General features: G+C 67.3%; 18 protein-coding genes. 14 read left to right on the top strand and 4 right to left on the bottom strand.

Annotated elements, in window-relative coordinates; genetic code table 11:
• Positions 1-24: 24 nt before the first annotated feature.
• From J7I94_RS21540 to eccE, 3 genes are all read right to left on the bottom strand, one after another.
• Positions 25-2,778 carry an SCO5717 family growth-regulating ATPase gene (locus J7I94_RS21540; RefSeq protein ID WP_215168968.1) on the bottom strand — a complete coding sequence of 918 codons (2,754 nt, stop codon included), beginning with the start codon at positions 2,776-2,778 and terminating at the stop codon, positions 25-27.
• A gap of 206 nt (positions 2,779-2,984) precedes the next feature.
• Complete coding sequence (locus J7I94_RS21535) at positions 2,985-3,830, bottom strand: hypothetical protein (RefSeq protein ID WP_215168966.1); 846 nt, start codon at positions 3,828-3,830, stop codon at positions 2,985-2,987.
• Positions 3,830-5,155 carry a type VII secretion protein EccE gene (eccE, locus tag J7I94_RS21530; RefSeq protein WP_215168964.1) on the bottom strand — a complete coding sequence of 442 codons (1,326 nt, stop codon included), beginning with the start codon at positions 5,153-5,155 and terminating at the stop codon, positions 3,830-3,832. Before eccE ends, J7I94_RS21535 begins: the two co-directional genes overlap by 1 nt.
• 541 nt (positions 5,156-5,696) lie before the next feature.
• Here eccE and eccB point away from each other — a divergent pair.
• The 14 genes from eccB (at position 5,697) to J7I94_RS21460 (ending at position 20,332) form a co-directional block, all read left to right on the top strand.
• A complete protein-coding gene (eccB, locus tag J7I94_RS21525) occupies positions 5,697-7,283 on the top strand; it encodes a type VII secretion protein EccB (RefSeq protein ID WP_215168962.1) in 1,587 nt (528 codons plus the stop codon).
• 195 nt (positions 7,284-7,478) lie between these two features.
• Positions 7,479-7,790 (top strand): WXG100 family type VII secretion target, encoded by a 312-nt coding sequence (locus J7I94_RS21520; RefSeq protein WP_215168960.1) that lies wholly within the window; start codon positions 7,479-7,481, stop codon positions 7,788-7,790.
• Positions 7,791-7,919: 129 nt separating this feature from the next.
• Positions 7,920-8,204, top strand: a complete 285-nt coding sequence (locus tag J7I94_RS21515; protein WP_215168958.1) for a WXG100 family type VII secretion target — start codon at positions 7,920-7,922, stop codon at positions 8,202-8,204.
• Between the two features lie 211 nt (positions 8,205-8,415).
• Positions 8,416-9,636, top strand: coding sequence for a type VII secretion-associated serine protease mycosin (gene mycP, locus J7I94_RS21510; protein ID WP_308114654.1), 1,221 nt, complete (start codon positions 8,416-8,418; stop codon positions 9,634-9,636).
• A gap of 72 nt (positions 9,637-9,708) precedes the next feature.
• The gene (locus J7I94_RS21505) at positions 9,709-10,044 is read left to right on the top strand and encodes a hypothetical protein (protein ID WP_215168954.1); all 336 of its coding nucleotides are present in this window, start codon (positions 9,709-9,711) and stop codon (positions 10,042-10,044) included.
• A gap of 35 nt (positions 10,045-10,079) precedes the next feature.
• Positions 10,080-11,516, top strand: a complete 1,437-nt coding sequence (locus tag J7I94_RS21500; RefSeq protein ID WP_215168952.1) for a hypothetical protein — start codon at positions 10,080-10,082, stop codon at positions 11,514-11,516.
• 88 nt (positions 11,517-11,604) lie between these two features.
• Positions 11,605-12,903 (top strand): type VII secretion-associated serine protease mycosin, encoded by a 1,299-nt coding sequence (gene mycP, locus J7I94_RS21495; RefSeq protein WP_215168950.1) that lies wholly within the window; start codon positions 11,605-11,607, stop codon positions 12,901-12,903.
• A 96-nt stretch (positions 12,904-12,999) separates the two neighbouring features.
• The gene (locus J7I94_RS21490) at positions 13,000-13,335 is read left to right on the top strand and encodes a hypothetical protein (protein ID WP_215168948.1); all 336 of its coding nucleotides are present in this window, start codon (positions 13,000-13,002) and stop codon (positions 13,333-13,335) included.
• On the top strand, positions 13,332-14,492 hold the full coding sequence (locus tag J7I94_RS21485; RefSeq protein ID WP_215168946.1) for a WXG100 family type VII secretion target: 1,161 nt from the start codon (positions 13,332-13,334) through the stop codon (positions 14,490-14,492). The genes J7I94_RS21490 and J7I94_RS21485 overlap by 4 nt, the downstream gene beginning before the upstream one ends.
• 1,811 nt (positions 14,493-16,303) lie before the next feature.
• On the top strand, positions 16,304-16,855 hold the full coding sequence (locus tag J7I94_RS21480; protein ID WP_215168944.1) for a hypothetical protein: 552 nt from the start codon (positions 16,304-16,306) through the stop codon (positions 16,853-16,855).
• Between the two features lie 157 nt (positions 16,856-17,012).
• Entirely contained in the window at positions 17,013-17,324 is a 312-nt protein-coding gene (locus tag J7I94_RS21475; protein ID WP_215168942.1) for a hypothetical protein, read from the top strand.
• A gap of 255 nt (positions 17,325-17,579) precedes the next feature.
• On the top strand, positions 17,580-19,241 hold the full coding sequence (locus J7I94_RS21470; RefSeq protein ID WP_215168940.1) for an alpha/beta hydrolase: 1,662 nt from the start codon (positions 17,580-17,582) through the stop codon (positions 19,239-19,241).
• 58 nt (positions 19,242-19,299) lie between these two features.
• Entirely contained in the window at positions 19,300-19,776 is a 477-nt protein-coding gene (locus tag J7I94_RS21465; RefSeq protein ID WP_215168938.1) for a hypothetical protein, read from the top strand.
• Between the two features lie 40 nt (positions 19,777-19,816).
• Positions 19,817-20,332 carry a type VII secretion target gene (locus J7I94_RS21460; protein WP_215168936.1) on the top strand — a complete coding sequence of 172 codons (516 nt, stop codon included), beginning with the start codon at positions 19,817-19,819 and terminating at the stop codon, positions 20,330-20,332.
• Positions 20,333-20,401: 69 nt separating this feature from the next.
• Here J7I94_RS21460 and J7I94_RS21455 read toward each other — a convergent pair whose 3' ends face one another.
• Positions 20,402-20,959 carry a hypothetical protein gene (locus J7I94_RS21455; RefSeq protein WP_251075507.1) on the bottom strand — a complete coding sequence of 186 codons (558 nt, stop codon included), beginning with the start codon at positions 20,957-20,959 and terminating at the stop codon, positions 20,402-20,404.
• Positions 20,960-21,080: the final 121 nt, after the last annotated feature.

Below are 21,080 nucleotides of genomic sequence, written 5' to 3'. Positions count from 1 at the left end.
GGTACGGGCCCTGGCCTGTGTGCGCTACTGCTGGGTCCAGCCGGGCGGTACGGTGCCCTGCTGAGGGTTCTGGGGAGGCTGCTGCCAGCCCTGGCCCGGCGCGGGGTGCTGCTGCTGGGGAGGCTGCTGCCAGCCCTGGCCCGGCGCGGGGTGCTGCTGCTGGGGAGGCTGCTGCCAGCCCTGCCCCGGCTGGGGGGTACCACCGGGATGGGGGTACGGCTGCTGCTGCGGCCCGGGCGCGTACCCCTGCTGGGGCTGCTGCGGGTACTGCATGTTCGGGTTGCCGAAACCCTGCTGGGTCCGGGCGATGTCCTCGGCGATGAGGGCGGCGAGATCGAAGTACGCCTCACGGGTCTTGGGACGCATCATCTCCAGGTCGACCTCCGCGCCGGCGGCGAGGTGCTCGTCGAAGGGCACCACGACGACACCGCGGCAGCGGGTCTCGAAGTGCGCGACGATGTCCTCCACCTTGATCATCTTGCCTGTCTCGCGGACACCGGAGATCACGGTGATCGACCGCTGGACGAGATCGGCGAACCCGTTCGCGGACAGCCAGTCCAGGGTGGTCGACGCGCTGCTCGCACCGTCCACCGACGGGGTGGAGATGATGATCAACTGGTCGGCGAGGTCGAGGACCCCACGCATCGCGCTGTAGAGCAGACCGGTTCCCGAGTCGGTGAGGATGATCGGGTACTGCCTGCCCAGCATGTCGAGCGCGGCCCGGTAGTCCTGGTCGTTGAACGTGGTCGACACCGCCGGGTCCACGTCATTGGCGATGATCTCGAGACCCGACGGCGCCTGCGAGGTGAAGCGGCGGATGTCCATGTAGCTGTGCAGCTGCGGGATCGCCTGTACCAGGTCGCGGATGGTGGCACCCGTCTCGCGCCGGACCCGTCGCCCCAGCGTGCCGGCGTCGGGGTTGGCGTCGATCGCCAGGATCTTGTCCTGCCGCTCGGAGGCGAGGGTCGCGCCCAGAGCCATCGTCGTCGTGGTCTTGCCGACACCGCCCTTGAGGCTGATCACCGCGATGCGGTAGCAGGACATCACCGGCGTACGGATCAGCCCGAGCTTGCGCTGCCGCTCCGCTTCCTCCTTCTTGGCACCGAACTTGAAGCGGGACGGGCCCGCGTTGTTCTTGCGCGCCTTGGGCTGGTTGCGCAGCAGTCGGTCGGAGGTGAGCTCCACGGCGGCGTTGTAGCCGAGCGGGGTACCGGGCGCGGCCTGCTGCGGGTGGGCCCCAGGCCCCCCGGGCTGCGGGCCGGGCGGAGCGCTCCAGCCCTGGTTGCCGTAGGCGGCGGGCTGCTGTTGCGGCTGCTGTTGCGGCTGCGGCTGCGGTTGGGGCTGTTGCTGGGGTGCGGGCTGGGGCGGCTGGCCCGGCTGCGGGTAGCCGTAACCCGGCTGCTGGGGCGGATAACCGTAACCGGGCGGTACGGGCGGCTGAGGAGCCTGCTGCGGGTAGCCGTACCCGTCGGCCTGCGGCTGGGGCGGGTGAGGAGGATCCGCCGGTGCGGGCTGCCCGGCCGCCGCCGCGGGGTACGCGGGCTGCGGGGGCGGGCCGAACGCCCCTTGCGGAGGCACCTGGTGACCGGGCTGCCCGGGCATCGGCTGGCCGGGAACCTGGGGGTAGCCGGGGCCGGCCGCCTGCGGGTCCGGCTGCTGCGGTACGCCCTGGCCGGGGTGCGCGGGCGCGAATCCCTGCGGCAGCGGCGGCAGCGGCTGGCCGGGCGGGGCAGGCACGGGGGCCTGCCCGGGGGGCTGTTGTGGCTGCGGCTGCTGTCCCTGGGCCGCGGGCATCGGCCCGGGAGCGGCGGGCGCAGGTCCCGGCGCGACGGGCGGGGTGCCGGGCGCGGGCGGCGGAGGGCCGGGTACGACGGGGGCGGCGTCGGCGGCGTCGGCGGCGTCGGCGGCGGCCGGCGGGGCCGCGGGTACGGCGGGAGGCGGTCCGGCGGCGGGCACCTGACCCGCGTCCGCCTCCGGACCCGCTTCCACCGCCGGTGCGGCCCCGGCGTCCGGGTCGGACTCGGGTTCGGAGGGACCGGCGGACTCCGCCGCGTCGCTCCGGGGCTCCTCCGGCTCCGCCTCCTCCACGTGGTCGTCGGCACCGCCGAACAGCCGCGCCGCCTCCGCGTCGGCCGCGGCGTGGTTGAGTTCGGCCTCCGTCGGCACGGGCGCGGCCGGCTGTTCCGGAACGGGCGGCGCGGGCACTCCCGGCGCGGGAGCGGCGTTCGGGGAGGGCGCGCCGGCGCCGTCCTGGTCGACCGGCCGCAGTACGGGGAAACCAGGGGCCGCCGGCTGCTGCGCGGGCGGCTGGGGGGCCGGGTAGCCGCCCGACGTGTTCTGACCCGGCTGGGGCGTACCGGGCCCGTTCTGCTGGGGGTAGCCGTACCCGCCGGGCGCGGACTGCTGCGGGAACCCGTAGCCGCCCGTGGAGGCACCCGGCTGAGCGGCGTCAGGGGCGCCTTGAGCCTGGGCGGGCTGCTGTTGCCGCGCGGGTTGGTGCGGGGCGCCCGGGGCCTGCGGCTGCGCCGGCCGCGCGCCCTGAGGCGCCGGACCGCCCGGCGGACCGTTGGGCGGCCCGACCGGCGGCCCGGCCGAGGGCGGCGGTGGAGTGGGTGCGGACGGCCGCTGCGCTTCGGCGGGCGACCCGCTCTGCGTACTCTGTGCGTACCAGGCAGGAGGCGTGTAGACGATTTCGAACTCGCCGGTGAGATCCACGTCGTGATCGTCCCCGTCCGAGGAAGGGCTGCCGCCGTTGTACTCGGACCGATCCCTGTTCACTGCTTGCCTCCTGGTCAGCCACTGCTGCTGAGCTGGTCGTCGTCTCGGCCGGGCGGACCGAGTGGCGAGTCCCACGCGACTGCGATCGTCACCGCACCACCAGAAGCCTAATCACTCGGATGGCGGGACGGAAAAGCCCCCACGGGCGCCGAGGGAGATGCCTCGTGGGGGCGGCCGTTCCCACCGCCCTCGCGGACGACGACGCGTCAATCCATCCGGCGTGCCGCGCCGAGCAGGCCCGTCTCCGCATCAGTGGGTTCGGTCATGACGAACTTGTGGTGCTTGCGAGTGCACCACAGGGCCACGCCGTCGTGAAGGTTCGGGAGGTGTTCGAGGTGCTCGCTGGAGACGCCCAGGGTGTCACGTACGACCTCGGTCTCGTAAGGGGAGATGCGCTGGATACCGACGAGGTGGGCCTGGGCCAGCCAGCGCGGCGCGTGCTCGCTGACGAAGGGAAGCACCGTCACCACGGCCTGCCACGGCGCGGTGTTGACCCGTCCCCGCGGCGGACGGATGCCGCAGTCCCGGATCAGCACCACAGGACTCGACACGGAGGGCCCCTGCGCGGGCACCCGGCCCACCGGATAGACCGTCATGCACTGCTGCCCGCCGCCCGCTGCCTGGGCGAGCTGCTGCCAGGCCTGCGGGCGGCCCGTCTCGACCCCCACGCGCGCACCCGTCGCGGCGGCGCGCAACGCCAGCACCTGGGCGAGCCACAGACCGCCCACCAGTACGACGTCGAAGGCGGTCGGCCGGGACAGCCCGAGCACCGCCGGCTGTCCGTCCTGGTCCTTGCCGATCAGTACGCCGTCGTCACCGATCGGCATGCTGATCGCCGCCAGTTCCTCGGCGGTGACGACATGGCGGTTGCGGCGCGGACCGCGCAGCCCGAAACCCGGGCTGACGATGCGGCGCTGCTGCTGCGGTGTCTGCGGCTGCCGGATGATGGGGATCATGCCGGTGTCGGTCGGCGAGGCCACGTGCGCGGGCGTGCGCACCGGGGCGGCCTGGTTCTGCCGGCCGGGAGGCATGGTCGACGCGGGGTGGGACATCAGCTCGTACCTCCGAGCGGCAGAGTGGCGAGGGCTCCGGGAACCTGTTCCCGGTCGAGACGGACGAGGCCGACCTTCGCGGCGCTCGCGGCCCGTTCCAACTCGCGTCCCACCTGACCGAGTTCGTCGTCACCGCGGGCGGTGATCCGGACGTGCCCGGTGAGCGCGACACCCCGGTTGCCGGCCTTGCTCAGGGTCATGCTGAACGTCGTGGCGAGCACCGGCAGCGAGGTGAACTGCGTGACCAGCTGGGGCAGCGCCACACCGCCGTTCCCCAACTGGGGCCAGCGGGAGACCCAGTACGTCGTGTGCCAGCGGTCGTCGACCCGCCAGGTCCGCACCGACTCGACCGTACGCCGCTGGGACGACCGTCCGTCCTGCGCGTGCTGCGCGTTGACCCGGGGGTTGAGGCAGCTGGAGGTCGCCAGCGCCTGGAGCAGTTCGGTCTCGTCCAGGATCGTCGCCTTGAAGCCGGCCCCGGCCAGTCTGCTCGCCAGCTGGTCCGCCACGCGCAGCAGGGCACGCTGGGCCCCCGGGACGCCGTCCCCGCGGGCCTGCACCGCCTCCGGGCACAGCTCCGGGTCGAGCTTGAGGGCGACCCAGGTCAACCGGAGCGCGGGAGAACCGGTCTGCGCCTGAAGGGGACCGTACGACCGGGCGGCGAGCGACTGCGCGGGCAGATGCGGCGCGGGAGCCGGCTGGGTGTGCTGCACGACCTGGGCGGAGGCGAGACGGATACCGTCGACCTCCAGGGCCTCCTGGATCAGCCGCAGCGGCAACTGCCGTCCGGCCGCCTCCGGGCGCAGCGGCTGGTCCGCCGGCTGCACGAAGAGCACGGTGGTCAGGAAGGTGCCGTCACCGATCATGCCGATCGAACGGTCGTCACGGGACACGAAGTCGTACGTCCGCAGGGCGGGATCGCACTCCACGGCGGCAGCCAGCATCGGGTCCGTGCCCGGGGGGACGGGCAGCTTGGCCTCGCGGCGGCGGTGCCTGAGCGCGCGCGCCGTCTCGTACCACTCGGGCAGCGGACGGCTGCCCCGGCGCAGCACCGCCAGGAGCAGCAGCAGCGCGGCCACCACTCCGGCCGGGATCAGCAGCCAGGACACGTCGGCGACCCAGGCGGCCAGCATGATCGCTGCCGCGAGTTCCACGAGGATGAGCTGCTGCAGCCGCACCGGACCCAGGCCGCCGGGACGAGGCAGTGTGCGCGGCGACGCGGCGGCGGAAGGGGGCGGTGCGGCCGGGGCGCGTCCGCCGCTGGCCGGACCCCCCTGTCGCTGCTGTGCGCGGCGTCCGCGCCGAGTGCTCGTACCGCTGGTCATCCCCCGGACATCCCTTTCGCGAAGTGTGCGGCCGATCGTCGGCGAGAGCCTCCGCAGAGGTCCCGGCGACGGGCCAGGAGCGCCGATGGCCCCATCATCCATGCGAGTGGCTCACGGTACCCGTTGCGGAACGCGAGGCGACACAGGGGACACCGGACCCCGGCCGTCCAGCCTGTCATGGACCGGCCGTGCGCGGCGCGGTGTTGCGGGGAAGCTCTGTGAAGATGCGGGGACGGCTGTATACCTGGTGGATCACCGTTCCGCGACGCAGGGCATAGTAGGTGCCTGCGCGGGCGGAGCGGCCTTCGAGTGCGACGGGCCGTGAGCGCGAGGGGTGACGAGTCCCGCGCGGGGGCCGCGCGGCCCGAGCGTGACCGGGCACCACGAGGCACGATCGGGCACCGTGAGGCACGACCGGGCGCCACGAAGCCCGATCGGGCATCACGAAGCCCGATCGAGCACCACGAACACGGCCGGACGTCACACCACGATCGAACAACACCACACGATCGAGCATGACCAAACGGGAGATACGGGGACCATGGCAAAGCGTCAGGACGAGCTCGCCGCCTACACGTTCGCTCGCAAGCGCACCGTCGCGGCGTTCCTGGCGCCGTCACCGGGAGGCTCGGAGGAGGGCGCACCGCGCCCCGTCCGCACGGTGATGCCCAGCCTGGCGGTCGGTGTCGTACTGGTGGTGGGCTTCATCGCCTGGGGCGTGATCAAGCCGACGGCACCCCAGGGCTGGGACAAGCCGGGCGAGTACATCATCGTCGACAGCGACTCCACGACGCGCTACGTCGTCCTCAACGACGAGGCGTCCAACGGCAAGAAGACGCCGACCCTGCACCCCGTACTCAACTACGCCTCCGCCAAGCTCCTCCTCGACAAGGGCAAGGGCAGCGTCATCGAGGTCGCCGGCAAGGAGATCGACAAGAGCGACATCCCGCACGGCGCGACCCTCGGCATCCCCTACGCGCCGGACCGGCTGCCCTCCAAGGAGGACGCGGAGAAGCCGAAGACCTGGGCGGTATGCGAGCGTCCGGCTCCGGGCTCGCAGGACGCCATCGACCGCGCGGTCTTCGTGCTTGACGCCGCCGACGCCAAGTCGCTCGACGACACGGGCAAGGTCGACGCCCGTGAGGCCCTGTACGTAGTCGACTCCAAGACCGGTGCGCAGTACCTGGTCGACGGCGAGGGCAACCGCTTCCTGCTGGGCGGTGAGTCGGGCCTGAACAGCACGACCATGGAGCAGTTGCGGGCCGCCGTCATCGGCACCTCGGCCGAGCCGCAGCCGGTGAGCCAGGAGTGGCTGAGCACCCTCAACGACGGCGGGGACATCACCTTCCCGGAGGTCCCGTCCGTCGGGCAGCCGACCTCGGTCCGGGGACTCCCCGCCGAAGCCGCCACGGTGGGCCGGGTACTGCGGGCGAAGGACGCGCAGGGCGAGCAGTACTACATCGTCCTCGAGGACAAGGTCGCCGCCGTCACGCCGTTCGTCGCCGACCTGCTCAAGGCGTCGCCCGCCGCGCAGCAGGCCTACGGGACGGACAGCATCGACGACATCAGGGTCGACACCCAGACCATCATCGAGGCCAACGGCGGTGCCGCCGACAAGTTCTACGCCGACAAGGGCTGGCCCCAGTCGGTTCCGGGGCAGGCCAACCCGGCCGCGACGGCGACCGACGAGGCGTACACCACCTCGTGCAGCGTGTACAAGGGCACCATCGGCGAGGACAAGAAGCCGGAGCTGGCCGCCTGGGCCGGGACGACGTACCCGAAGAAGGCCATCGCCGATTCGCTGAGCGCCTCCGTCTCGTCCGGCTCGGGCCTGCTCTTCCAGGAGGTCACCGGTGCGGCCGGCGGTGGCGGGGCGACGTACTTGCTGACCGACACGGGCCTGCGGTACTCGTTGCCGGCGAACAACGACAGCGAGGCGTCGGACGGCGGGAGTGCCTCTTCCGCGGATTCCGCCTCGGGCGAGGCGAGCGAGACGGACAAGGCGCGCACCCGGCTCGGCTACGAGGACGTCTCCAGCCCCGCGATCGTGCCGCAGACCTGGGCGACGTTCATCCCCAAGGGGCCCACGCTGGACACGGGCAGCGCCGCGCAGCCGCAGAGCCAGTGACCGGTTCCGGCGGCTGGACCGGGCGCGGATAACGGACCGATCGCTCAAGTGTGTGAGCCGTGTAACTGATTGGTCATGTCTGTGGATGAGTGACAGGCTGACGATAGAGTGTCACCAGCGTGCAACGCTGCGAAACTTTCCGGGCCGACCGTGCAGGTTTCCCGGAACAACGACGACAACGGGGAAGGTTTCACCATGGCCGGCCAGTTCCGGGTAACAGAGGACGAACTCACCAAGCTCTCCGGTGACATCAGCACCGTCAACGGCCAGCTGCAGGGCGAGATCCGCCGCCTCAACGGAGTGATCGACCAGATCGCCGGCGGCTGGCAGGGCCAGGCGGCGCAGTCCTACCGCCAGCTGCAGGACCGCTGGAACTCGGACGCGAAGAAGATGAGCGACATCCTCGCCGACATCAAGGAAGCCGTGGACTCCACGCGGAGCAACTACTCCGCGTCGGAGGAGCAGCAGAACTCCGAGATCAGCAAGATCATGTCCGACTTCGGCTGACCGAGCCGAGCGGAACTGAGCTGTTCTTCCCGATCCTGACCGTGAGCGACCGATCCAGGTCGATCCATACCGGTCTGGGTCGGTCTCTACTGACTTTCTCTCCACGACTCTTCCTGAAAGGAAGCGACGATGTCGATTCTCGTCAATTACGCAACCATCACCAACGCGTCCACGGACGTGAAGACGACCGCCGGTCGCATCAAGCAGCAGCTCGACGACCTCGAGGCCGCGGTCAAGCGTGTCGCCAACACCTGGGAGGGTGAGGCGCAGGAGGGCTACCAGCGCAAGCAGCGTGAGTGGGACCAGACCGCCCAGGACCTGCACGCGACCCTGCTGAAGATCTCCACGGCGCTGCAGAGCGCCGCTGACAACTACCAGGCCACGGAGAAGAGCAACGCCGCGACCTGGGGCTGAGCCCGTCACGACCCGGGGGATGTGACATGAAGCAGATCGGCCCAGCGGACGCGATGTCGTCGGCTGGGCCGAACTCTGCTTCAGGGATGTACCCCGAGGAAAGCAAGTACGCCTTGGGAGCCTGGAGATGGAGGGCCTGCACGTGAAGGTCCGGACAGCCCGTACGCGCAGCCGTGCCCGTGGGACCCGCGCACTGCGGCGGACATTCGGCGTGCTCGCGGTGACCGGCATCTGCCTGGCCTCGGCGCCACCGGCACTAGCGGACGCGACCACGCCGACACACCCCACCGACGCCGGCAGCACGGACTTCGGCCTGTCGGCCAGCACGGAGTGCGTGTTCGGCGGCGACGTCATCAAGTCCACGCCGTGGTCACTCCAGCGACTCCTCCTGGACCAGCTGTGGGGGGAGGCGACGGGCAAGGGCGTCACCGTTGCGGTGATCGACACGGGAGTCGACGACTCCAACGCGCAACTGCGCAACGCCATGGCCTCCGGCGGCAAGGACTACGTCGGCTCCACCGACGGAACCGAGGACATCGAGGGCCACGGCACCCGGGTCGCGGGCATCATCGCCGCCCGCCAGATGAAGGGCACCGGCTTCGTCGGCATCGCGCCGGACGCCAAGATCCTCTCCTTCCGCTACACCGGCGGAGAGGAGAAGGAGGGCAACTCCAAGACGATGTCGCAGGCGATCCGGGACGCGGTCGCCAAGGGCGCGGAGATCATCAACATCTCCTCGGACACCGCGGCGAAGGAAGACAACCTCGAACTGCGGTCCGCCGTCGCGGCGGCCGTGGACGCGGGCGTCCTGGTCGTGGCAGCCGCCGGCAACGACGGGGCCGACGGCAAGTCCGCCGACACCTACCCGGCCTCCTACCCGGGAGTCCTGGCGGTGGCGGCCTCCGACCGCAATGACGAGCGCGCCTACTTCTCACAGGCGGGCGAATTCGTCGACATCGCGGCACCGGGCGTCGGCATGGTCTCCACGGTGCCCAAGGGCGGCCAGTGCACCGCCGACGGAACGAGCTTCGCGGCTCCGTACGTCGCGGGCGTCGCGGCCCTCCTGAAGGAAAAGAACCCGAAGTGGAGCGCTGCCCAGATCGCCACCCGCATCGAGGAAACGGCCCAACGCCCGGGCCGCGGCCCGAACCGCTTCCTCGGCTGGGGCGTCATCGACCCGGTCGCCGCCCTCTCGGCCGACTCCACCCCGGCCACCACCCCGACCCCGGACCCACCGGTCGAGGCCGGCTCCGGCGGGGTCGTCCCCATGGCGGTGACCATGGGCGAGAGCGAGGCGGAACGGGAACGCCGGACAGCCATCTACGTGCTGGGCACGGGGTTGATCTTGGCCCTGGTGGTTGCGGGGAGCGGGGTGGCTGTGCGGGACTGGCGCAGTCGGCGGGACGACGGGGTCGGCCGGGCTGGGCGATGACCTGGCTGACCTGGCTGCCGTGGCTACCGGGCGCGCGGAAGACTTGAGAAACAGGGGAGAGGACAACGGGGTATGAGTAACGGAATGCGGGTTGATCTCAGCGCTCTGGATGAGGTGATCCGGAGGCTTTGGTCGTTGCTCGATGACATGGACAAAGCGGGGCAGACGTCTCGATACAACACGGAAATCCCGGCGAGCGCGTTCGGGAACGGTGGAGCGTTCCAGGAGGCGAAAGAGCTGTTCGACGCTCATAAGACGGCGAAGACTGACCTCGAGAGTGCGATCAGTGGACTGCACGACCTGATCGACAAGTTCGGCAGCAGTACCTCCAAGGTGAAAGACAAGTACACCGAGCAGGAGTACGCGAACAAGAATCAAATGGGTGGTGGCGAGGGCAGCTTCAAGTAATCGGTCCAGTAAGTACACATTAAGGAGGAATGCAAGTGGCCGGTGACAAAGAACTGCCCGCCCCCGTGATTGAGAGTGACGTCTGTGTTGCGGACCCAGATCGACCGCAGACGAAGACCTCGTTCATCAACTACTCCCTCAAAGAACTCAAGCAGATGCTTGAGGGAACCAATCCCGATCTGATCGAAGAGGTAGGCCGTCACTGGGGCACGGTGAACGAGCTTCTTGCCGGAGGCGAGGGAGGTGGTATCGCAGGCTTGCTCGACAAGTCGGTCGACAACGTCCTGGAGCATTGGGAAGGAGAAGCGGCGCAGGCCTTCGAGAAGGAAGCACGCAAGATCGCGCAGAGCCTTCGGAACACGGCTTGGCATGCCGATCTCAATAGTAGCCAGATGGCTGATGCGGGCGCACAGTTGCGTCGGTTCAAGACGCAGTTGGACGACATCGAAGAGCCCAGTGGATGGGCAAAGATCGGTGACGCTCTCAGCGACTGGAAGTGGGACAACGGTGAAGCAGTCGCTGGTGATCTCAAAGACCGCAAGTTGACAGCTGCGGAAGTCGCAGAGATCAATGAAGGTAAGATTGGTGCGAGTCGAGAGGCTCAGCTCAATGGCGTTGCCGTCATGGAGAACCTGGGCGCTCAGTACATGCGCGTCACACGGAATCTGAAGAACAACTCGATCAGAGACTCTGGTGACGGCCACATCGGAGAACCAAGCCGTGATGTGGAATATCCTCCGGCTGTCACAGTGCCTAGCGGAAGCGCATCACGGCCCAGTGGCTCGGGTGCAACTAGCAAGCCATGGAGCGCAGGTTCCACCAGTACCATCAAGCCCGCCCCCTCCGTGTCTGCTGACCGCACTGTCACAGGAGGTACTCAACTGCCTACGTCGAAGACGAAGGTGGACGGCATCACTCCCGGACTGTCGGGACCCAGTGCCAGTGTGACTGGGGGTTCTGTAGGCGGCAGCAGCAGCGGTAGCACCGGTGGCACTCAAGGGCTGGGCATCGCGACACCTGGCGTGGGGGTCGGAGTCGGTCGAAGCGGCGGAACCGGGCGAGGTGTTGGAATCACCGGTGGCCGCGGAAGCGTGACCGGCGGCGTGGCGGGACGTGGTGCCGGCGCCCGTGCCGGTATGGGTGGCGCGGGCACCGGAGCGGGCGCCGCGGGTCGTGCCGGTGCCGGTGCGGGCGGTCGCGGAGCTCTCGCGAAGTCCCGTGGTGGTGTAGTGGGCGCGGCCAAGGGCATCAGCGGCAAGGGAACTGGCGGAGGCGCCGGCCTGCACGGCAGCCGCGGTGGAACGCAACGCGGAGCCGCCGCAGGCGCAGGAGCGGGCGGTCTGGGCCGTAAGGGCCGTCGTCCCGAGGACGAGAACAGCACTGGTGACCGTCCGGACTATTTGGTCGAGGACGAGGAGACCTGGATCTCCGAGGAAGACCGTAATCGGAACGTACCGCGGACCATCGAATAGACGCACAGGCGAGCCGCACGCATCAGTCGTGCGGCTCGCCTGTGTTGAGGCTGGATACTCCAGCTGTGATTGAGTGAGGAGCAGGGCAATGAGTTTCAGAAAAGTCTGGTCTGCGACGGGAGTCGTGGCACTGACAGGAGCTTTGCTCCTCACTACAGCTCCAACTGCGTCCGCAGACTACATCAGAGATCGGCAGTGGGCCCTAAGCGCTTTTGCGGCGGAGGATGTTTGGGCTAAATCACAGGGAGCGGGCGTCACCGTGGCAGTAGTTGACTCTGGAGTCGATGCCACACACCCCGATCTAACTGGTCAGGTCCTGGAGGGAAAGGACTTCACCGATGGCAGGGACGCTCACGAGGATCTCGTCGGTCATGGCACTAAGATGGCGAGTATCATCGCGGGCCATGGGCACGGCTCCGGAGGTACTTCCGGCGTCATGGGGATGGCACCGAAAGCCAAAATCTTGCCTCTGCGTACCCTGCAGACACGGAAGGACAAGAACCTAGAAGAGACTTGGGGACCTGCAGTTCGGTATGCAGTAGATCAAGGCGCTAAGGTGATCAATCTGTCATTCGGTTCAGACGGTGGCAGTAAGACCACGAGTGATGGTCGTGAAGCGATCGCCTATGCGCAGGCGCATGACGTAGTAGTTGTTGCAGCGGCAGGCAATGAAGCGTCGATTGCTGTGATTGAACCAGCGGCACTGCCCGGGGTTGTATCTGTTGGGGCCGTTGATCAGGATGCCAATGTCTGGACAGACTCGAACACCGGAAAGGGACTGGCACTCACAGCACCCGGTGTCGACATCGTTGGCGCGAACAACACGATGTCCAACGGGTACGGCGTATCCAGCGGGACGTCGGAAGCTACGGCTTATGTTTCTGCCGCTGCTGCCCTAGTTCGATCCAAATTCCCCGAACTCTCCGCAGGCCAAGTAATCAACCGCCTGATCAAGTCGGCCACCTTGAAGCAACACGAGGGACTAACGGCCCCCAATGAAGAGTACGGTTACGGCATCGTCCGACCCTACTCCGCACTCACTATGGATATCCCGGTTGGTCCCAAAAATAACCCTCTCGGCCAGCTTGAGGAGGACCCTGCCGCCAGCGGGGCGTCCGAGAACGAGAATTCCTCTCAGGCCCAGGAAGGTGACTCTTTTACCAGCAAAGTCGTCGTCATCGGCGGTGGTATCGCAACAGTTGTGATCGTCTCTGTCATCGTCTTCGCGGTGGTCCGGAGCCGTCGCGGTCGTAATGGCGGAGGCCCGGGGCCCGGAGGCGGGATGCCGTCTTATGGCAGTAGCTACCAGCAGTACCCGATGGCGCCAGGCCAGTCCGCGCAGTATCCGAATCCTCACGCACAACAACCGCCTTCGCAGGATCGTTGAGCAGCTCTTCCATTGGGCGCAGCGCTCCCGCATCTGGTCTTAATCGACAATTTGCATTGGCTGATGCGGGAGAATAGTTGATGAATGGGGAAGTCAATGACGGACAGTGTGTCGTACTACGCAGATGGAGCAGGCAAAGGTCTCGCCAAAGACTTTGAGCTTCAGGCTTACGATCTGCGGGCCTATCTTAAGAAGTTCGAAAACGAGACCGGGGAAGAGGCGATCTCTGATGGCTTTGGGCTTCTTACGGAATCGGACGAGATCAGAAACGCGTATATCGAGTACTCGACGACCGCAGCTTCTGCCATGAAGGCAGTGTACGAGCATCTGGATGTCATTGCTGACGCCCTGAGGAAGGTCAGCCAAAATACCGAAGTGAATGACGGCGAGACCGCTGTGCTCTTCGGTAGGGGCTCCGGAGGTGGCGCATGAGTGGCAAGGAGTCCGGCGCAGAGGAAATCATTGAGCTCGGGCTTGAAATCGTGAACCCCGGTGGTCGGCCGGACGAGTTGAGGCAGGCCGCGAAGGCTTGGCGGCAACTCAAAGCCGATGTGGCTGGCCCGAGCGGACTGCTTAACGCCCTCGACAGAAATGTCGAGAACACAGTCGGCCACACTTGGCGCGGCGAAGCAGCGGAAGCGTTTAGAGATCATTGGCGTAAAGTCAAAGCCGCAGTTGAGGAAGGAGTCGAAGAGTACGACGACATTGCTAAGCAACTGGATGAAGTAGCCGATGAAATCGAGACCGTCAACGACGAGATTCATGCAATTTACGCCGAAATTGGTGTCTCGATCGGCGTGGGCGTGGCTCTTTCTTTTGTGAGCTTCGGCGTCGCAGGCGGTGCTGCCGCCGCCAATGTTACTCGGCTAGCTGCGCAGGCGGTCCGTATTTCAGCCCGCCTTGGTACGCTGCTCCGGCGTATCGCTACAGCAATCCGTGCGTATCAGCAGGCTGGAAAGATGACGAAGCTGGCTGCAAGCTTTTTCGTCAACTGGGCTGGCAATACCGGTGGAACGCTGCTCGGAGCCGGGCTCTCCGGTCAGGACGTCGATGGGGCAACGGTGTGGGAAGCGACTTGGCAGGGAGGGCTTGCCGCAGCCGTCGGCACCCCTTCGGGTGCCACAGCAGCTGGCAGAGTCGGCAAGTTCATGGACAACCTGGAAACTCCACCGAGTCAAGTTTCCAAGAGCCTTACCGAGAACGTATCCGGTGGGATGGTCGGTAATGTGGCCGGTGGGCTTGCTGTGGATGGCAATACGGCACTCACCACAAACGAGGATCCCGAGTGGGGTAAAAATGCTCTGATCAACGCGGCAGGTGGGGCGCTCGGGGGAGCAGTGGTCGGCGGTGCTGGACACTACCGGGATAGCATCCCCGTTTCGGAAGGTTGGGATGCGTCCCGATATGGGGAGCGTGGCCAGAATCCTGATTTTGCAATTGAGGTGCCCGCTGGTGGTGTGGGCGCCGGATTGGCGGGCGCAGGAGGAGAGCTAGCTGCGAGCGACGGGAACGACGAACAGAAAGGCACGGTCGAGCCTAAGACGTCGTTCGGCCGTAATCAGCGCAGCCTTGAGGAAGAGTTCGGATGATGACACGGTCCAGCACCCTGGTCCGCTGCTTGGTTCTGCTGGGCCTTAGTCTTGCGGCTGTGGGTGCCGCTGTTCTGATCCAGCCCTCCGCTCGGCCGCCCAGGTGGGATCTCATTACCTGCTTTACGATGGCAGCAGTAGCTGCTGGCGGTGGGATCCTCACGCTCCGCGGCCGTTCCGCTGGCGGCTCTGGTTTGGGGGGTAGATATTGGTGGGTGAGCCAACGTAACGGATGGGTCAGATTTCTGTCCTGGGCCTGGGTGGTACTCACGTTCATGGTTGCTTATGCGTCGCTGTCTTTGAGGCCCGCTGCTTGGGAGATTGTTGACGCGGGTTCGGCGATGCGTACGTCCGAGATCGAGAAAGTCATCTCCTCGGAGTACGTAAGGAGCCAGCGAACCGGGCATTACACTTCCACCGTGTTGGTGTCTGTGCCGTTTGACCGAGGGCCCCAAGTCACTGAGGTCGAATTGACCTCGAACGAAAAGCCAAAAGCGGGAGAAGAGATCTGGATACTCTATTCTCCTTCATCTCCTGACTTGGGGGTATTTGTCGGGGATCGCCAGTCGATCGATGAAATGATCGGTGGGCGGGCAGACTTTTGGACCATCTTCTTGAGCCTGGCATGTCTTGCAGCCTGCTGGTTCTTTACTCTGTTCGGTCGCTGGCGTTCTGATCCCGTGGCAGGCCTCCGTCGTTCTCTGCAACAAGGAACGCTCCATGCACTGCCCGTCTCCGTTACTGGTGTGGGGACGGCCCGCGATGAGCGGCCGGCGTCTGCGTCGGTGGCCCAGCACCCCAAGCCCTGTATCAGCCTGACGAGCGCGGAGTTCGGTGGCCTGCGCCTGTATCTGGATGACATCATCGACCCGCTCCCCTTGGTGCACCAGCTCGCGGGTGCCTGTGGCCACGTCTACTGGCGGCGGCCCACTCGGCAGCTCCCGTATGCGAATTCAGTCGGTCATGCCGTACTGCTTCTGGATGGACAGCGTTATGTGGCCGGATGGGTTGAGTCTTCGGACGCTTCAATCGATCTGCCGGTCAGCGCACGTGTCTCAACAGACCAGGAGCTCCCAGTAGTCGGCGTGCCCCGCGCCCTACACCCTGCTTCCTCAGTGGAGGCGAGTGCTAATTCCACTTTTCTGGCGGCGCTTCTACTTGGCATCGTACTTCTGAGTACCGTCTCCTTCGGGGTGAGTGACGTCGCGACGGTTGTTCTCGCCGGCGCGTCCGTAATGTCAGTTATGGTGGGGCGGAGGCGAGGGAGACTTCGCGTGCGGCGAAACCTGGAAAGTGCGACTCCCGGCTATGGCTTGAATACAGACACCCCCGCGAGGCCTGATTAATGAGTTCGCATAGAGCTAAAAGGAGTGCTACCGTAGACACTGAGAATGCTACGATTGGGATCCGTAAGGACTTGGGTTCATGACTCAATAAAGCTGCTGAAGTATCTGCCCAGCTTGGTGGAATGTGGGTTCAGTTGTGTTGCCGGTCTTGACAGTCGTTTCGAGACAAGGGACCGTTAAGGAGATCGGAGAGGCGGCCTGTGCCCAAGCGGGCGGTGTGGTCCGCTCCCACCGAGGAGTCACTCTTGGTGCAGCGGACCATCCCTGCGAGTTGGATTCCTCAACTATGGACTGTCGGTTGGGGGATAGAACTCAGCAGTGTGCTCATCGCGGCTCTTCGATGGAGTGTGGTACCGCGCCGCGGAGTGACATGACGGATCGCTCGCCCTTTGCGAAGGTCGGTCTCGGCGCGCGAGTCGCAGCCCGAGGAAAGGCGGGAGCCGGGATGGACGAGAAGGGTTGGATGTGAAGGCGGACGTCACTGCTCCTGTGGGTGCCTGTGCGCTCGATGACCCGGTGACGCGGCGTACGTATCAGCGTTCGCGTCGGCTGGCGGTGCTCAGTGTGTGCTGGCGGGTCGGTGTGTGGTTGGCCCTGGTGGTGGTGGCGACCACGGTCGAGACCGATGAGCAGTTGGTGGAGGGTCTCGCGTCGTTTCTGACGATTCCTGGAGCGTTTCTGCTCGTCGCCCCGGCGAGGCGGTTGAGGTGGACGATCTCGGTCGGACGTGTGCTGGAGTCGTACCCGTGGCAGCGCTGTCATGTTGACCCTGATGACGAGACCAGAACCGCTCAGGGGACGGCCGTGGTTCTCCGTGTGGTCGGTGATGACGGAGAGGCACTCGCAACGTCTGCCATGACCGTGAGTACGTGGCGCCTGCGCAGGCCACGGTCCAAGGCGCTGACGGGGGCGGACTGGTTCGCGGGCCGGTTGGAGCGCGGAGGAGTCCTCGCGCGCTCTGGTGGACGCGTGGTGATGTCCGCCCGGCGAGTGGACGGGAAGACGCTCAAGGTGTGACGTGGTCCTCGAAGCAGGGCGTCAGGGGCGGTGTCCCGGACGGGGGTTCGCGCGACGTGGATACTTGGGCGCGGTCGCGCCGAGGTGTACGTGCGGTGCGGTCGTGCATGCGAGTGTGAATTGACCCCGATGTCGAACGTAGGAAGGGGATGCCCTCATGGGAGGGATCGTCCTTGTGGTGGGCTTGCTCGCCCTCTGCGCCGTGGTTGCCACCGTCGTCGTCCTCGCGGTGCTGCGGCGGCGCCGTGACTCCGGTGTGGGCCCGGCCGGCCCCGGTGGCGTGCCGTATCCACAGAACATGGGCGGCTACACGGCTCCCCAGGCCGGGTACCCGTCTCCGCAAGCCCCGCACGCGGCTGGGCAGCCCCCGTACCCTGCCGCTCCTCCGCAGGGCTACCCGCAGACGCCGGGGCAGGGTCCGCAGGGCGGGAATCCGTACGTCCAGCAGCCGCCGTATCAGGGGCAGTGAAGCGAGGGGAAGGGGTCTGGGTCGGAGTGGGCCCAACTGGTGCGGGGGCACTGGCCGTTGCCAGTGGTGACGTGCTGCGGTGTCTCAAGTGGAGGGACCGCCTTCCACAGCCTTGATCCAAGAAGTGTGACGTCGGCTAGGGTGATCCCTCGAATGCATGGCTGATTCATAGCAACGGGGGTTGCCTGATGTCTGTGTGTGTTGGCTCGGCATGCCGTGCGGGGCGTCTCGGCTGGTCGGGTAGGGGGCGCCGCCATGGCCTCTGACTTCAGTCGGCTGATGAAGCAGGACTTCTCCGATCTGGAGGCCGCGGCCAAGTCGTGGCGTACGCTGTCGACGACCACGGACTCGCTCACCGACCGCCACCGCCGGCAGGTCACCGGGCCGCTGCACCAGTCCTGGAAGGGCGACGACGCCGACGCGGCGCTGTTCTATCTCGAGGACGTCGAGTCGCGGATCGGTGTGGTCGAGACGGAAGCCATGGCCATCGCCTCCGTGCTCGAGACCACCAAGTTCTGGATGGAGCAGGCCCGGACGAAGTTGCGCTCCGCGGTGCGGCGGGCGGAGCAGGACCACTTCCGCGTGGACGACGACGGCTGGGTCAGCGATCCGACGACCGATGACCTGCCGCGCCAGGACCCTGACGCGCAGGCGATCATCGCCGACCGCAGCGGTCTGCTCGGGGAGTACCGGGCGGCCATCGACGAGGCGCTGGCCGACGCGCACAAGGCCAGCAACGACGGGGCGAAGGCCCTCGGTGAGCTGAACGGTGACATCCTCACCGACCCGTTCAGCCATGACGCGGCAGCGGAGTCCGCACAGGACGCCAAGAACGCGATGAACGCGATCGGTGTGCAGCCCCCGCAGATACCGGACGACGATCCGAAGGCGGCGGCAAAGTGGTGGGACGCGCTCAGCCCTGAGGAGCGTCAGACCTACACCACGCTCTATCCGAAGGAGATCGGCGCGACCGACGGTCTGCCGACGGACGTGCGCGACGACGCGAACCGCACGGCCGTCGCCCAGGAGCTCAACGCTCTCCGGGAGGGGAATTACGCGGAGAACTTCCCGGGAGAGAGCACCGAGACGGTCAACCGACGGCTGAACAACCTCACGGTGCTCAACGACCGGCTCGAGGAGTCCGACAGCGCGCCCAAGGGGAAGGAGCTGTACCTCCTCGGTTACGACTCGAAGGACGACGGCCGGGCCATCATCGCCATGGGCAACCCGGACACCGCCGCGCACACGGGAATCCTGGTGCCGGGGACGAACACGAACATGGAGAGTGTGCCCGGGCAGGTCGCGCGCATCGGCACCCTGCAGTCGGCGGCGGAGGCCAGGTCCGACGGGGAGAGCGTGGCGATGGTCACCTGGCTCGGCTACGACGCTCCCGAGGCTTCGGCGACCGACTTCAACAGCGTGGGCGGAACGGGGCGGGCCGAGGACGCGGCTCCGGATCTCCGTCAGTTCGTGGCCGGTACGCGGGCCGCTCACGACGGGTCGCCCAGTCACACGACCGTGCTCGGGCACAGCTACGGCTCGACCGTCGTCGGCGCGGCCGCGGCGGGAGGTGCCGGCCTGGGCGCCGACGACGTCGTGGTGGTGGGCAGTCCGGGGATGACGGTGGACGAGGCGGCAGACCTCCAGATGGACCCGGAGCACGTGTGGATCGGCGGAGCCGAGGACGACCCCGTCATCAACCACCTGTCCGACTACACCCTCGGCCGTGACCCGATGCTCGGAGGCTTCGGTGGCAACAACTTCGCAGTCGACACCCACGGGCACAGCGGCTATTGGGACGAGGGCAGCGACTCCCTCGACAACCAGGGAAGGATCATCGCGGGGAAGGCGCCCGATGAGGTTCCCAAGGAGGGCGGCGACCTCCCGCCGGAGGGCTACATCGTTCCGGGACTGTAGTCCCTCACTCGGCGCGGTCATCGCTGTCTGCGCGATCCTGCTTTCGACTGGAGCCTGTGTGTCTCAGAGCGACGACGACCAGAAGAACGTTCCGCTGCCCCGCGTGGACAAGGACGCCGCGGTGAAGTGGGCGGAGGACTACACGGCGTACATGGCCCGGATCACCGATGTGGAGCTCACGCCGTCGACGGCGGAAGTGAACTTCGAAGCGTGCGTCGGGAAGGACGACGAAGTCGCCCAGGACGGTCGGTACAGCCTCTTCTACTACGTCTACTCGGACGCCCCTGTCACGGAGCACTCGCGGGTCGTGCGGACGCTCCGCCGGGAGCTGACCGGGCAGGGGTACGAGGTGACCTCGTACCGGGAGTTCCAGAGCGCCTACAAGTCGGCCGTGTTCAGCGCACGGGACAAGAAGAGTTCCTACCGGGTCATGGCCGACACCGTCGGTTCCGGCAAGGACAAGCCGCAACGGCTCTCCTTCTCCGTCCGTACGCCCTGCCTGTTGCCTCCCGGCGTGACCCAGCAGCAGTTCTGACGGCCCGAAACGAGCATCTGTCCACCGGAGAGGATCCGACATGCCCCGGACCATCGACGTCGTCCCCGCCGAGCTGCGTGCCTCCGGCGGAGCGTGCGACAGTATCGCCCGTGACCTGAAGAGCCCCGCCGACAAGGCGGTGAAGGAGGCCGGGACCGCGGGAGGCTCGCTCACCGGTTGGTCGGTCGGGGCCGCCCTGACGGAGATCGCGAACAGTTGGAAGCCCGCGCTCGACGGCCTGCACGCCCGCATCCAGGCCGGTGGCGACAACCTCCGCTCGTCCGCGGACGGGCACGAGTGGAACGACGAGCGGACCTCGCGGGACTTCGAGGGCACCGGCGGCGACACCTCGGTCCAGGCCACCCCCGGTGTGATGCCGGCGGTGCTGCGCCCGAGCGCGGGCACCCAGCACCCCGTCGGGCACCCCACCGGGCACTCCGTCGGGGACGGCCCCGGCGCCGCCCCCGACCCCCGTGCCTCCTACGGCACCAACATGCCGACGTACGACGAGACCGTCAGTACCCGTCCCACGCCGGGCACGAACGACTTCGGCTGAGTCGGGCGGTAGCCGCGCGGCAGTGCGTCGACGCGGACAGCGGCCATGACAGCCCCGGTGATGCCGATGTCATGCTCGCGTGCGGCTCTTGCCGATGACGTGGGCGAGACTCCAGGCAAGGACCGCGGCGATCACGACGCCGAGCGGGGAGAACCAGTCGACTCCGCCGCTCATCTCGTCGTTCCACCAGACCTTGGCAGGGAGGAAGGGGTCCGCTTCCATCATGTCGCCGATGGCCGCGGGCGACTGGCTCTCGGCCAGGACGAGGGGCAGGGAGTTGGTGTAGCCGAAGAAGGCGCCGAGCGCGGCGACCACGGCGCCGCACATGTGTGCGCCCGCGTTGCGGTGTCCCACCATGCCGACCAGAGCCCCGACGATCAGCGCGTTGATGGCAGCGTGGGCGATGTAGAGCGTGTTGGCCGCCGTGACCGACTGGTCCTTGTACGTGGCCAGGATCAGGCCGCTGTAGAGCAGGGACACGATGAACGACACGCACAGGGCGAGGAGGACCGCGCCCACGGGGTGCCCCGTCGTCGTCCGTGGCGGCTGTCCGTAGGCCGGTCCCTGGTAGGCCGGTCCCTGGTACGGCGGCCCTTGGTAGGGCGGGTGCTGCTGTGCCGGGTACATCGGTTGCGCAGGGTGGACCGGCGGCGTCGGTGGCTGTGGTGTGACGGGCGGTGCACCGTAGTAGGCCGGTGGCTGTCCGGGGACGGCCGGGGCTGCGGGCCCGGGGCCCGGAGGCTGTGCC

It is taken from the genome of Streptomyces sp. ISL-12 (assembly GCF_018614415.1).
Classification (GTDB): domain Bacteria; phylum Actinomycetota; class Actinomycetes; order Streptomycetales; family Streptomycetaceae; genus Streptomyces.
This window is presented reverse-complemented; position numbering and strand designations above follow the sequence as displayed.

Bases quoted from the DNA above. Each gene is read 5' to 3' on its own strand.
- J7I94_RS21535 (WP_215168966.1), bottom strand. From the start codon at position 3,830: ATGTCCCACCCCGCGTCGACCATGCCTCCCGGCCGGCAGAACCAGGCC.
- eccE (WP_215168964.1), bottom strand. From the start codon at position 5,155: ATGACCAGCGGTACGAGCACTCGGCGCGGACGCCGCGCACAGCAGCGA.
- eccB (WP_215168962.1), top strand. From the start codon at position 5,697: ATGGCAAAGCGTCAGGACGAGCTCGCCGCCTACACGTTCGCTCGCAAG.
- J7I94_RS21520 (WP_215168960.1), top strand. From the start codon at position 7,479: ATGGCCGGCCAGTTCCGGGTAACAGAGGACGAACTCACCAAGCTCTCC.
- J7I94_RS21515 (WP_215168958.1), top strand. From the start codon at position 7,920: ATGTCGATTCTCGTCAATTACGCAACCATCACCAACGCGTCCACGGAC.
- J7I94_RS21505 (WP_215168954.1), top strand. From the start codon at position 9,709: ATGAGTAACGGAATGCGGGTTGATCTCAGCGCTCTGGATGAGGTGATC.
- mycP (WP_215168950.1), top strand. From the start codon at position 11,605: ATGAGTTTCAGAAAAGTCTGGTCTGCGACGGGAGTCGTGGCACTGACA.
- J7I94_RS21490 (WP_215168948.1), top strand. From the start codon at position 13,000: ATGACGGACAGTGTGTCGTACTACGCAGATGGAGCAGGCAAAGGTCTC.
- J7I94_RS21485 (WP_215168946.1), top strand. From the start codon at position 13,332: ATGAGTGGCAAGGAGTCCGGCGCAGAGGAAATCATTGAGCTCGGGCTT.
- J7I94_RS21475 (WP_215168942.1), top strand. From the start codon at position 17,013: ATGGGAGGGATCGTCCTTGTGGTGGGCTTGCTCGCCCTCTGCGCCGTG.
- J7I94_RS21470 (WP_215168940.1), top strand. From the start codon at position 17,580: ATGGCCTCTGACTTCAGTCGGCTGATGAAGCAGGACTTCTCCGATCTG.
- J7I94_RS21460 (WP_215168936.1), top strand. From the start codon at position 19,817: ATGCCCCGGACCATCGACGTCGTCCCCGCCGAGCTGCGTGCCTCCGGC.
- J7I94_RS21455 (WP_251075507.1), bottom strand. From the start codon at position 20,959: ATGTACCCGGCACAGCAGCACCCGCCCTACCAAGGGCCGCCGTACCAG.